Source organism: Youhaiella tibetensis (assembly GCF_008000755.1).
In the GTDB taxonomy this organism is placed as follows: Bacteria; Pseudomonadota; Alphaproteobacteria; order Rhizobiales; family Devosiaceae; genus Paradevosia; species Paradevosia tibetensis.
Genome location: NZ_CP041690.1, coordinates 3,371,501 through 3,384,627, shown reverse-complemented (window position 1 = coordinate 3,384,627; position 13,127 = coordinate 3,371,501). Strand labels below are relative to the sequence as shown.

Annotated in this window: 10 protein-coding genes; 8 read left to right on the top strand and 2 right to left on the bottom strand. The window is 63.0% G+C overall.

From position 1 onward, the window contains the following. The first annotated feature begins 26 nt into the window (after nt 1-26). The 5 genes from FNA67_RS16560 to FNA67_RS16540 are packed head-to-tail and all read left to right on the top strand — an operon-like array spanning nt 27 to nt 4,727. A complete protein-coding gene (locus FNA67_RS16560) occupies nt 27-1,016 on the top strand; it encodes an ABC transporter ATP-binding protein (RefSeq protein WP_049706201.1) in 990 nt (329 codons plus the stop codon). After that, nucleotides 1,013-1,969, top strand: coding sequence for an ABC transporter permease (locus FNA67_RS16555; RefSeq protein ID WP_147657043.1), 957 nt, complete (start codon nt 1,013-1,015; stop codon nt 1,967-1,969). The genes FNA67_RS16560 and FNA67_RS16555 overlap by 4 nt, the downstream gene beginning before the upstream one ends. Then, nucleotides 1,959-2,771 carry an ABC transporter permease gene (locus FNA67_RS16550; RefSeq protein ID WP_147657041.1) on the top strand — a complete coding sequence of 271 codons (813 nt, stop codon included), beginning with the start codon at nt 1,959-1,961 and terminating at the stop codon, nt 2,769-2,771. The genes FNA67_RS16555 and FNA67_RS16550 overlap by 11 nt, the downstream gene beginning before the upstream one ends. Before the next feature lie 19 nt (nt 2,772-2,790). Beyond that, on the top strand, nt 2,791-4,218 hold the full coding sequence (locus tag FNA67_RS16545; protein WP_147657038.1) for a gamma-aminobutyraldehyde dehydrogenase: 1,428 nt from the start codon (nt 2,791-2,793) through the stop codon (nt 4,216-4,218). 17 nt (nt 4,219-4,235) lie between these two features. After that, nucleotides 4,236-4,727, top strand: a complete 492-nt coding sequence (locus tag FNA67_RS16540) for an ester cyclase (protein WP_147657036.1) — start codon at nt 4,236-4,238, stop codon at nt 4,725-4,727. Here the strand turns inward: FNA67_RS16540 and FNA67_RS16535 are convergent. Further along, nucleotides 4,720-5,502 (bottom strand): FadR/GntR family transcriptional regulator, encoded by a 783-nt coding sequence (locus tag FNA67_RS16535; RefSeq protein WP_147657034.1) that lies wholly within the window; start codon nt 5,500-5,502, stop codon nt 4,720-4,722. The two genes, FNA67_RS16540 and FNA67_RS16535, sit on opposite strands and share 8 nt — an antisense overlap. 468 nt (nt 5,503-5,970) lie before the next feature. On the opposite strand from FNA67_RS16535, the gene chvE reads away from it, so the two are divergent. The 3 genes from chvE (at nt 5,971) to mmsB (ending at nt 9,882) form a co-directional block, all read left to right on the top strand. After that, a complete protein-coding gene (gene chvE, locus FNA67_RS16530; RefSeq protein ID WP_049708096.1) occupies nt 5,971-7,023 on the top strand; it encodes a multiple monosaccharide ABC transporter substrate-binding protein in 1,053 nt (350 codons plus the stop codon). A gap of 115 nt (nt 7,024-7,138) precedes the next feature. Beyond that, complete coding sequence (gene mmsA, locus FNA67_RS16525; protein WP_049706195.1) at nt 7,139-8,671, top strand: multiple monosaccharide ABC transporter ATP-binding protein; 1,533 nt, start codon at nt 7,139-7,141, stop codon at nt 8,669-8,671. Further along, a complete protein-coding gene (gene mmsB, locus FNA67_RS16520) occupies nt 8,668-9,882 on the top strand; it encodes a multiple monosaccharide ABC transporter permease (RefSeq protein ID WP_049706194.1) in 1,215 nt (404 codons plus the stop codon). Before mmsA ends, mmsB begins: the two co-directional genes overlap by 4 nt. A gap of 53 nt (nt 9,883-9,935) precedes the next feature. Here mmsB and FNA67_RS16515 read toward each other — a convergent pair whose 3' ends face one another. Then, nucleotides 9,936-13,124, bottom strand: coding sequence for an efflux RND transporter permease subunit (locus tag FNA67_RS16515; protein WP_049706193.1), 3,189 nt, complete (start codon nt 13,122-13,124; stop codon nt 9,936-9,938). Nucleotides 13,125-13,127: the final 3 nt, after the last annotated feature.

Here is a 13,127-nt window from a genome sequence, read left to right as displayed (position 1 = left end):
GCAGCGAGCCGGGGATACATCACCCAATGACTGCAGCGGTTTCTCTTCAAAAGGTGTCGCGCCATTTCGGGCCGATCAAGGCCATGGACGAGGTGGATCTCGATATCGCCCCTGGCGAGTTCTTCGCCATGCTCGGCCCTTCCGGCTCGGGCAAGACAACGTGCCTGCGGGTGATCGCCGGTTTCGAGCAACCGACCTCCGGGCATATCGAGATCTTCGGCGAGACGGCCGAGGGCGTGCCGCCCTACCGGCGCAACGTCAACACGGTATTCCAGGACTACGCGCTCTTCCCGCATCTCAACGTGCTCGACAACGTTGCCTATAGCCTGATGCTGCGCAAGGTTGGGCGCGAGGAGCGCAACCGGCAGGCCGAGGCGGCGCTGGAGCTGGTCAAGCTCGCCGGGTATGGCGAGCGCCGTCCGGGTCAGCTTTCGGGCGGGCAGCGCCAGCGCGTTGCTCTGGCCCGGGCGATCGTCAATCGGCCCAAGGTGCTGCTGCTCGATGAACCGCTGGGCGCGCTCGATCTCAAGCTGCGCGAGAGCATGCAGGAAGAGCTCAAGAGCCTGCAGAAGACCCTGGGCATCACCTTCATCTTCGTGACCCACGATCAGGGCGAGGCCCTGTCGATGGCCGACCGGGTCGCGGTGTTTTCCGAGGGCAGGGTCAGGCAGGTGGGCAAGCCCGAGGAAATCTACGGCAAACCTAATTCGCGGTTCGTTGCGGACTTCGTCGGCTCGTCCAACGTCTTGCCGCCCGAATTCGTCGAACGCGTTTCGGGGCAGCGTAAATGGGCCAGTCTGCGGCCGGAATCCATTCACCTCAACGGCGAGGGCATACTCAGCGGAACTGTGATCTCACGTAGCTATCTCGGCTCGACAACCCGGCTCGGGATCGACCTCAACGGGACGCGGCTCCACGCCGTCGTGCCGTCCGATGACCGGGTGCCGGCGGAGGGAGCGCATGTCGCGATCGACTTTCCGCAATCGGCGCTGCATCTGATGGAGGATGAGGCATGAGCGCGGAAGCGGCGGACACTGGCGCGATCCTGCCGCAGCGCGGTGGCCTCTCCGGCCGGCTCTCCGATCTCTTCTGGAAGCGACCCGGGCTGCTTGTCTTCCTCATGCTCACCCCGCCGGTGCTCTGGCTGGGCATCGTCTATCTCGGATCGCTCTTCACGCTGCTCATCCAGAGCTTCTATTCGCTCGATGAGTTCTCGGGCCTGGTGATCCCCGAATTCACCTTCAAGACCTATGCCGAACTCCTGCGGCCGTCGAACTTCGACATCATCATGCGCACCGTGGTGATGGCGGCGCTGGTGACACTGGCCTCGGCAATCATCGCCTTCCCCATCGCCTACATGGCGGCGCGCTATGCACGGGGAAAATGGAAGGCGCTGTTCTATCTCGGGGTCATGCTGCCCCTGTGGTCGAGCTACCTGGTCAAGGTCTATGCCTGGAAGCTGATCCTGGCCAAGGAGGGCATTCTCACCTGGCTTTTCGAGGTCCTCCACATCACGCCCATACTCGATGCGATCCTGGCGATCCCGGTCATCGGCGGCAACTCGCTTTCCGTCAGCTACATCGGCACCTTTCTCGTGTTCGTCTATGTGTGGATGCCCTACATGATCCTGCCGACGCAGGCGGCGCTCGAGCGCGTGCCGATCAACCTGACCGATGCGTCATCAGACCTGGGTGGCAATCCCTGGCAGACCTTCCGGCATGTGATTTTTCCGCTGGCGCTTCCGGGCATCATCGCCGGATCGATCTTCACGTTCTCGCTGACCCTGGGCGACTACATCATCCCGCAGATCGTGGGTTCCTCGCGGCTGTTCATCGGCCAGGCCGTCTACACCCAACAGGGAACGGCGGGAAATATCCCGTTGGCAGCCGCCTTCACCGTCGTGCCGATCGTGATCATGGGTTTCTACCTCTGGATGGCCAAGCGGCAGGGGGCATTCGATGCGCTCTGATCTCGACAAGGCCCCGTGGGGGCTCAAGCTGGCCGCCGGGGCAGGGCTGCTCTATCTTTTCGTGCCGCTGCTCATCATCTTCGTTTACGCCTTCACCACCGAGGAAAAGAGCTTTGTCTGGCCTCCGCCGGGCCTGACGCTCAAGTGGTTCGCCGTCACCTGGGGGCGGCCCGATGTCTGGGTGGCGCTCTCGCTCTCGCTTCAGGTCGCCGCCGTCGCCACGGCGATCGCCATGGTCCTTGGGACGCTCTGCGCCGCCGCGGTCAGCCAGACCCGGTTCTTCGGGCGGGAGATGATTTCCCTGCTCGTCATCCTGCCCATAGCGCTGCCCGGCATCATCACCGGCATCGCGCTACGCTCGGCCTTCTCGATGTTCGAGATTCCCTTCTCGTTCTGGACCATCGTCCTGGGCCACGCCACGTTCTGCGTAGTGGTGGTCTACAACAATGCCGTTGCCCGCTTCCGGCGGACTTCCGGATCGCTCATCGAAGCGTCGATGGATCTGGGCGCCGACGGGTTCCAGACTTTTCGATACGTGATCCTGCCCAATATCGGCACCGCGCTTCTGGCTGGCGGCATGCTCGCCTTCGCGCTCAGCTTCGACGAGGTCATCGTCACGACATTCACCGCCGGACAGCAGCAGACCCTGCCGCTCTGGATGCTCGAGGAACTTATCCGCCCGCGCCAAAGGCCGGTCACCAACGTGGTGGCGATGGTCGTGGTGCTGGTGACGTTCCTGCCCATCCTGCTGGCTTTCTATCTCACGCGCGACGGCGACCAGGTCGCCGGCGCCGGCAAATAGTGTTGGGAGGAGTCTTTCGATGGAAACGGGCATGCTGATTGGAGCGCGCTTCGAAGCAGGGACGGAGGCGGAGGAGAAGATCCTCAATCCCCGGACGGGCGAGACGATCCTCGCTCTCCCCGAAGCTTCGCTCGGCCAGATAGACGCGGCAGTGGAGGCCGCGGACAAGGCCTTCGCCTCGTGGTCGCGGACCACGCCGGGCCAGCGCGCCGGCTATCTCCTGCGGATCGCCGACGCCATCGAGGCAGATGCTGAGGCCTTCGCGGCGCTTGAGGCGCTCAATTGCGGCAAGCCCATCAATGCCGTTCTCAACGACGAGATCCCGGCGATCGTTGATTGCTACCGGTTCTTTGCCGGCGCCGTGCGCTCGATGCACGGGGCGGTGGCGGGAGAGTACCTACCGGGCCATACCTCGATGATCCGCCGCGATCCGGTCGGCATCGTCGGATCGATCGCGCCTTGGAATTACCCATTGATGATGATGGCCTGGAAGCTGGCGCCGGCCATTGCGGGCGGCAATACCGTGGTCTTCAAGCCATCCGAGCAGACCCCGCTCACCGCGCTCAAGCTGGCAAAGGTCATGGCGGAGATTCTGCCCGAAGGCGTCGTCAACGTGGTTCTCGGGCGCGGCGATACCGTGGGGAACGCCCTCATCAACCATCCGAAGATCGGGATGATCTCGATTACCGGCGACATCGCGACCGGCAAAAAGGTCCTGCAGGCGGCTGCGAAATCGGTCAAGCGGACGCATCTTGAACTGGGTGGGAAGGCTCCAGTCATCGTCTATGACGATGCCGATCTTGAGCAGGTCGTCACCGGACTCAAGGCCTTCGGCTACTACAATGCCGGCCAGGACTGCACCGCAGCCTGTCGTATCTATGCCGGTCCCAGGATACACGATCGTCTGGTGGCCGACCTTTCATCGGCGGTTGCCTCGATCAGGTACAACCAGGCCGACGACACCCTGAACGAGATCGGTCCGCTCATCTCGCGGCGCCAGCGCGATCGGGTGGCCAGTTTCGTCGAGCGCGCCGCCGAGCTGCCACATATCCAGATCACGACGGGCGGGCATGTGTCGGGCGACAAAGGCTTCTTCTACGAGCCCACGGTCATCGCCGGCGCTCTCCAGCAGGACGAAATCGTTCGGCGTGAAGTCTTCGGGCCCGTGGTCTCGGTAACGCGCTTCTCGGATCCCGAAGATGCCATCGCGTGGGCAAATGACTCAGACTATGGCCTCGCATCGTCTGTGTGGACCAAGGATATCGACAAGGCCATGCAGACGGCAGCACGCCTTCAATACGGGTGCACCTGGATCAATACGCACTTCATGCTCGTGAACGAAATGCCGCATGGCGGTCTCAAGCAATCCGGCTATGGCAAGGACATGAGCATGTACGCACTGGAAGACTACACCGCTGTGCGGCATGTTATGATCAACCATGGATAGTGAATAGCGGAGGCGCCATGCGTCGTCGGAGTTTGATCGGCATTGCCCTGGCATTGGGCCTGGGCACGCCTCTTCTTGCCGGGGCTGCACTGGCGGCCGAGGACGCCCGTGCCGTGCTCGATGGATATCTCGCGGCCTGGAATGCCCATGACGCAAGCCGGGCCGCCGAGTTTTTTGCCGACGACGTGGTGTATTACGACGCCTCGGTCGGCAGGCCGATCCAGGGCAAGCAGGGAGCCAAGGAGGGGGTCATCGACAACTTCCTCAATGCCGCGCCCGATGCCCTGTGGCTTCTCAAGGGCGAGCCGGTGGTTTCGGACGGCAAGGTGGCATTCGAATGGGAGTTCTCGGGCACCAATACCGGTGCCTGGGCCGACGGCACTGCGCCCACCAACAAGCCCTTCAAGTTCACCGGCGCGTCGGTGATGCAGGTGCACGACGGCAAGATCACGCTACAGAGCGACTACTACGACGCCCTGGGGTTCTACAAGCAGCTCGGGCTCATGTAGCTGTCCGCGCCGAGGGCGTGGCTGAAAGCAGGCTCAAGGCCGCCCGAATGTCACCTTCGGTGTTCTCCAGGTGGACGCGCATTGCCTCGCCGGCCTTGCGGGGGCTTCCTTGCGTTATGGCGTCGAGGATGCGCTGGTGGGCGGCAATCGTGTCGGCCAGGGTGTGGCCCCGCAATTCGTTGCCGCGACGGCTGATGAAGAAGCTCTCCTGCAGCGGGTCGGCCATGGCTTCGAAGAGGTAGACCAGGATGCGGTTGCCGCTCGCCAGGGCGACGGCTTCATGAAAGCCCATGTCGTATCCCTGGAACCGCAGTTCCGAGCCGGCGGGGTCTCGGCCACTGCGCAATTCCTCTTCGGCCACGCGCATGCCCTGTAGCGCTGCTTCGATCGCGGCAATGGCCGGGCGGCTGGCGCGCTTGGCGGCCAGGGTGGCGGACTGGACCTCGAGCGAAAGCCGCAGTTCCACCAGGTCGAACAGCCCCTTGGCGTCGTACTGCACGATCGCGGTGAGAAAATCGGAAAACACCGCGCCGTTCGGTTCGCGCACCACGGCGCGGCGGCCGCGCGAAACTTCGAGCAGGCCGCGGCCGGCGACCATCTTGACCGCCTCGCGCATCGTCAGGCGACTGACCCCGTAGCGGGCGGCCAGTTCGGCTTCGCTGGGCAGCTTTTCACCGGGCGAGAGCTGGCCGAGAATCAGAGTGGCCAGTTCATGGGCAACGGCTTCCGCTGCGGTGGGCCCTTCGGCCTTTCCGCCTTCGGCGATGCGGGTCAATTTTCCTCCACTTGTCAGATAAGTGTAGCCGGTTTCGGCTTGCTAGCACGAACAGCCCGACGATGTCTGACTTATTTTTGAACCATATAGCAGCGCGGCGTGGGCGTGCAATCGGCGTCTTTCACTTGCTGTGTGAGCAAAATCACTGCTGCGTCGCAGCGGACTTTGCTCATGGTGACGTTGTCATCACTGCATGCGCTTTACAAAGATATCTGACTTAAATAAGTTCTGGTCGATCGGCCTGGGAGGGCTGGTCATGGTCCGCAACAGGACCATTTGCTGGGAGGATTTCTGGAAATCGGTTTCGTGCAGTGCGCGCCGTCTGGCGCTCGCGCCCCTGTCTTCGTGCGCAAAGCACGGCGACGGTGGCGACCTGCGTGGAACCCGTCCGGCGGGCCGCCCGCATGCGTGCAAGATCAAAATCGATCCGACAACTCAGGGAGTTGAGACGTGAAGCTTTTCAAAACCATGGTTACCTTGGCGATCGCCGGTGCGCTGTCGCTGAGCACCGCGGCCTTCGCCCAGGACAAGGGCACCATCGGCATTGCCATGCCGACCAAGTCGTCGCTGCGCTGGATCAGCGACGGCAATGAACTCAAGGCCGCCCTCGAAGCCAAGGGCTACAAGGTCGACCTGCAGTACGCGGAAGACGACATTCCGAACCAGCTCAGCCAGATCGAGAACATGGTGACCACGGGCGTCAAGGCGCTGGTGATCGCATCGATCGATGGCACGACGCTCTCGAACGTCCTGCAGCAGGCCAAGGACAGCGGCGCCCTCGTGGTGGCCTATGACCGTCTGATCCGTGAAAGCCCGAACGTGGACTATTACACCACCTTCGACAACTTCAAGGTCGGCGTCCTCCAGGCTGAATCGCTCCTCAAGGGCCTCGGCTATCCGGACAAACAGGGCCCGTTCAACGTGGAGCTCTTCGGCGGTTCGCCGGACGATAACAACGCCTTCTTCTTCTATGATGGCGCCATGTCCGTTCTCCAGCCGCTGATCGACAAGGGCGTCCTGGTGGTCAAGTCCGGCCAGATGGGCATGGACAAGGTTGGTACGCTCCGTTGGGACGGCGCGGTCGCCCAGGCCCGCATGGATAATATCCTTTCGGCCAACTACTCGGACGGCAGCCGTGTCGATGCGGTCCTGTCGCCCTATGACGGTCTGTCGCGCGGCATCATCTCCTCGCTCCGCGGCGTTGGTTACGGCTCTGCCGACCAGCCCTGGCCGATCATCTCGGGTCAGGACGCCGAAGTTCCCTCGGTCAAGGGCATCATCGCCGGCGAGCAGTATTCGACGATCTTCAAGGATACGCGCGAGCTGGCCAAGGTGACCGCCGAGCTGGTCGATGCAGCTCTCTCGGGCGGTACCCCGTCCCAGATCAACGACACCACCACCTACAACAACGGCATCAAGGTGGTGCCCTCGGTGCTGCTGACCCCCTACACGGTCGACGCCAGCAACTACCAGAAGGTTGTCGTGGACTCCGGCTACATCAAGGCCGACGACCTGAAGTAAGGTCCTGAAAAACAGGGGAGCCCCGTGCCGGTCACGGGGCTCTTCCGCATTCAGGGCCACGTTTGTAAAATCGATCCGTGCTTCATCCGGGCGCGGCTAAGGCAAAGGTTACGCGATGGGCAACACCATTCTGGAAATGCGTAATATCACCAAGACCTTCCCTGGTGTTAAGGCGCTGCAGAATGTCAACCTGACCGTCGAAGCCGGCGAGATCCACGCCATCGTGGGCGAGAACGGGGCCGGCAAGTCTACGCTGATGAAAGTGCTGTCAGGGGTTTATCCCTATGGCGACTATTCCGGCGAGATTTTCTTTGAGGGCCAGGAATGCCGTTTCAGGGGCATCCATGACAGCGAGAGGCTGGGCATCGTCATCATCCACCAGGAACTGGCGCTGGTCCCGCTGCTCTCGATCACCGAGAATCTCTTCCTGGGTAACGAGCACGCGCGGTTCGGCATCATCGATTGGGATGCCAACGAGATGCGTACGCGCGCGCTGCTCAGGAAGGTGGGGCTCAACGAGGACCCCAAGACGCTGATCACCAATCTGGGGGTCGGCAAGCAACAGCTGGTCGAGATCGCCAAGGCGCTCTCCAAGGAAGTGAAGCTGTTGATCCTGGACGAGCCGACCGCGAGCCTGTCGGAAAAGGATAGCGACGCGCTGCTCAGTCTCCTGCTCGAGTTCAAGGCGCAGGGCATCTCCTCGATCCTGATCTCCCACAAGCTCAACGAGGTGGGGAAGGTCGCCGACCGGATCACCATCCTGCGCGACGGCGCGACGATCGAAACGCTCGACAAGGTCGATATCTCGGAGGATCGCATCGTCTCCTCGATGGTCGGGCGCACAATGGATGACCGCTACCCCAGGCGCGAACCGAAGATCGGCGAGCCGATGCTCGAGGTGCGCAACTGGGTGGTCCACCACGCGCAGCACGCCGACCGGCAGGTCGTCAAAGGCGTCAACCTGACGCTGCGCAAAGGTGAGATCGTGGGCATAGCCGGGCTGATGGGCTCGGGGCGTACCGAATTCGCGATGAGCCTTTTCGGCAAGTCCTACGGCAGGAACATTTCGGGCGAGGTGCTCATGCACGGCAAGCCCGTCGACGTTTCGACCGTCGGGCGAGCGGTCGACAACGGCATCGCCTACGTGACCGAGGACCGCAAGAATTACGGGCTTATCCTCATCGACCACATCAAGCACAACGTCACGCTCTCGAACCTCAAGGGTGTGTCGAGCGGCGCGGTGATCGATGACCTGCGGGAGCTCAAGGTCGCCAACGATTACCGCAAGAAGACCAATATCCGCTCGTCGAGCGTCTACCAGAAGACGGTGAACCTGTCGGGCGGCAACCAGCAGAAAGTCGTCCTGTCCAAGTGGCTCTTCGCCGACCCCGAGGTGCTGATCCTGGACGAGCCCACGCGCGGCATCGACGTGGGGGCCAAGTACGAGATCTATACGATCATCAACCAGCTCGCCAACGAGGGGAAGGGTATCGTGGTGATCTCATCCGAGATGCCCGAGCTCCTGGGCATCTGCGATCGCATCTACGTTATGAACGAGGGAAGGATCGTGGGCGAGATGGCCGGCAACGAAGCTTCTCAGGAAAAGATCATGCGCGCCATCGTCCGCGCTGAAGGAAAGGCATCATGACTACCGAAACCGCGACCCCGGCCGCGCAGCCGGAGAAGACCTCCATCCAGTCGGCACTGCAGGCGAACCTGCGCGACTATGGCCTGTTGCTGGCGCTGATCCTGATCATGGTGTTCTTCCAGATCACCACGAACGGCACGCTGTTCAAGCCGGTGAACCTCACCAACCTGGTGCTGCAGAACTCCTACATCATCATCATGGCGCTCGGCATGTTGCTGGTGATCGTGGCTGGCCACATCGACCTTTCGGTGGGCTCGGTCTCCGGCTTCATCGGCGCGCTCGCCGCTGTGCTCATGGTGCAATACAAGGTACCGCCGATCCCGGCGGGACTTCTGTGCCTCGTGGCGGGCGGCATCATCGGGGCGGCGCAGGGGTACTGGATCGCCTATCACAAGATACCGTCCTTCATCGTGACGCTGGCCGGCATGCTGGTCTTCAAGGGGCTGTCGCTGGCGCTGCTCGGCGGTGCATCGGTCGGGCCTTTCCCGACAGAGTTCCAGCTGCTTTCGGCCGGCTTCATCCCCGACGTCATCGGACCGACGACCCTGTTCGGCGTGACGTTGCACACCACGACTATGGTCATCGGCATCGCGGGCGTGGTCGCCATGCTCTATTTCGGCATCCGCAGCCGCGCCAATCGCGAGCGCCATGGATACGAGGCAGAGCCGTTCCCGCTCTTCGTCACCAAGAACCTGATCATCGGCGCGCTGGTGCTGGTGCTGACCTGGCTTCTCGCGTCCTACAAGGGCCTGCCCAACGTCCTCGTGGTCATGTCTATCCTTATCGCGCTTTTCGTCTTCGTGACGCGGCGCACCACGATCGGCCGGCGGATCTATGCGATGGGCGGCAACGAGAAGGCCGCCAAGCTTTCGGGCATCAAGACCGAGCGCCTGACGTTCCTGACCTTCGTCAACATGGGCGTGCTCGCCGCCCTGGCGGGCCTCATTTTTGCGGCGCGCCTCAACACCGCCACGCCCAAGGCCGGGCAGGGCTTCGAGCTCGACGTCATCGCGGCCGTCTTCATCGGCGGAGCCTCGGCGATGGGTGGGGTGGGGCAGGTGGCCGGCGCGGTCATCGGCGCCTTCATCATGGGCGTGATGAACAACGGCATGTCGATCATGGGCGTCAATATCGACTGGCAGCAGGTCATCAAGGGCTTGGTGCTGCTGGCCGCCGTGGTGTTCGACGTCTACAACAAGAACAAGGGCTGAGCGGGATTTCGGCCAATGCAAAAGGGCGCCCGAGGGGCGCCCTTTCGTTTTGCCTATTCGGCGGCCTTGGCCGCCAGGACCGGCGTCGGCAGGGGCTCGGGCTCGTGTGCCGCACCGGAGGCATTCGCGTCGTCGAGCTCGCGTTCCAGCCGGTGCTCTTCCTCGGCCTTTGGCTTGGAGAAGCGGGCCAGCAGCAGGTAGGCGACAGGCGTCAGGTAGAGCGTCGAGACGGCTGCCGGACCGAGGCCGCCGATGATCACCCAGCCGAGGGCCGCGCGCGATTCCGCGCCGGCGCCGTGGGCGATGACGAGCGGCAGGCCGCCGAGCACCGTTGCAATCATGGTCATGAGCACTGGCCGCAGGCGGATATTGGAGGCCTGCTCGACGGCCTCGCGCACCGATAGGCCGCGGTCGCGCAACTGGTTGGCGAATTCGACGATCAGGATGCCGTTCTTGGCCATGATGCCCACGACCAATATGAGGCCGATCTGGCTGTAGACGTTGAGCGTCTGGCCCGTCAGCAACAGGGCATAGACCGCGCAGGCGAGACCGAACGGCACCGTCGCCATCACGATGATGGCCGACCACACGCTTTCGAACTGCGCCGCCAGCACCAGAAGGATCACCACGAGGGCGAAGCTGAAGGTGATCAGCAGGCCGTTGTTGGATTCGCCCAGCGTGCGCGCCTCGGCTAGCGGCAGGATGGTCGTCCCTTCGGGCAGGAGCGGCTTGGCGATGGCGAGGGCCATGTTGTAGGCGTCGCCCAGCGGCAGGCCATCCAGGCTCGCCGTGACCGAAACGGCGCGGCGCTGCTGTTCGCGGCCGAGCGAGGGCGCGATCGGGGCTTCCTTGAGCGTGGCGATGCTAGAGATCGGCACGTATCGGCCGTCGCTGGTCTTGACGAAGATCGATTCCAGGTCGCCCGGATCGTTCACCTTGTTGGTGGTGGACATCATGGTGACCGAGTAGCTCTCGTCGTTGATGAAGACAGAGCCGACGTCAGTACCGTCGATCATCGCCTGCATGGTTGTTGCCAGGCCATTGATGTCGATGCCGAGCGCCGCGGCCTTTTCACGGTCGACCGTGAGAGTGAGCTGAGGCTGGGTCGTATCGTAGTTGGAGCTCACGCGCCCGAAGCGCGGGTCCTTCTGCAGTTCGGCGACGATCTTGTTGGCCGTATCGGAGAGCTGGGCGTAGTCGCTGCCCGCCACCGCGAATTGCAGGCCACTGCCGCCGCCGCGAATGCCGAGGCTGTTTGGCGACATGGCGCGTGCCGTGACCCCGGGAACCTGGGTGAGCAGGTTGTTGATCTCGCCCATGATCTGCTGCTGGCTGCGGTGACGCTGGTCCCAGGGTGCCAGGGTCAGCGTCATGAAGCCATTGCTGGTGTTGGAGCCAAAGCCGGAGATGGAGAAGATCGACTGGATTTCCCCGGAGTCTCGGTAGGGCTGGAGCAGGTCCTCGATCTTGCGCATCTGGGTGCGGGTGAAGTCGAGGCTCACGGTGTTCGGCGCCTGCACACGCAGCATGATCGCCGAGCGGTCCTCGGTGGGCGTCAGCTCCTGCTTGAGCGTGCCGAAGACCAGGTAGGCGGAGCCGGCGAACAGTACGGCCACCATCAGCACCGGGAAGGGATAGTTGAGGCAGATATGGACCGTGCGGCGGTAAAAGCCGCCGAAGAGGTTGCCCACATAGGAAAGCGCCCGGTGGAACAAGCCGGGCTTGCCAGCCGAACCGTGCATGTCGTCAGCATGCTTGAGCATGCGCGAGGCGAGCATCGGCCCGAGCGAGAGGGCGACGACGGCAGACAGGCCCACCGCCATGGCGAGGGTGAAGCCGAACTCCCGGAAAAGGCGTCCGGTCTGGCCGGGCAGGAACGAAAGCGGGATGAAAACGGCCGCGAGGGTGGCGGTCGTCGCGATGACAGCAAAGAACACCTCCTGCGTCCCGAGAACAGCGGCAGCGCGAGGGCCTATGCCCATGCCCCTTCGTCGCACGATATTTTCGAGCACGACGATGGCGTCATCCACCACCAGGCCCGTCGCGAGGACGAGGGCCAGCAGGGTAAGGATGTTGATCGAGAAACCGGCCAGATAGATGCCGGCCATCGCCCCGATCAGGGCGACGGGCATGGAAATGGCGGGCACCAGAGTGGCGCGCCAATCGAGCAAGAACAGGAAGATGACGCCCACCACCACGACCACGGCGATGATCAGGGAGCGCTGGACTTCTTCGATGGCACCGTTGATGAAGACGGAATCGTCGCTGGAAATCTTGACGCTGACACCGGGCGGCAGCGAGGGCTGCATGGCGGCGACGGCGGCATGAATGCCCTGGGAGATCTGCACGGTATTGGATTGGGCCTGGCGGATGATCCCTAGGCCGATGCCCTGCTTGCCATCCGATCGCAGGCCGGAGGAGGCGGAGTTCGGCGCAAAGACCACCGTGGCGACATCGCCCAGCCGGGTCTTGCCCTTGATGATGAGGTTCTCGAATTCCTGGGGCGTGTTGACGTCGGCGACGGCGCGGACGTTGATGTTCTGGTTGGCGCCGTTGAGCGACCCCGTGGGCGTATCGAACGCGACAGTGGAGAGCGCATTGCGCACGTCGGCGACGGTGAGGCCCAGGCTGGCGAGCTTGACCTGGTCGATATCGACCTGGAACACGTTGTTCTGCGTCCCGTAGATCTGAACGTCGGCAACGCCTGGCACGGCCGCCAGGCGCTCGGAGATCGTGTTGTTCACCAGGTCCGTCAGATCGCCGATGCTCATTGTGTCCGAGGTCACGGCGAGTTGGATGATGGCGCTGGCGTTCGAATCCGCCTTCACGATCGTGGGCGTGTTGACGTTGTCCGGAAAACGGTTGGTGATGCGCGAAAGCGCGTCGCGGACGTCGGAGGTGGCGTTATCGAGGTTGGTGCCATCGGTGAAGCCGATCGAAACGCGCGAGTTGCCGAATGAGGAACTCGATGAGATCGAGGCGACGCCCGGAACGCGGGCCACGGCACCTTCGATGACCGAGGTGATCTCGCGGTCGACGGTTTCAGCCGCCGCGCCGGTATAGCTTGTCTGGATCGAGAGCTGGGGTTGCTCCACGCTGGGCAGTTCGCGCACTTCGACGCCGAAGAACGCGGCGATGCCTGCCACCACGATCAGCGCGTTGATGACGACGGCCAGAACCGGGCGGCGAACAAACAGTTGGGCGAGGACACCGCCGCGCTCATTTTGGGATTTGATCGACATCGG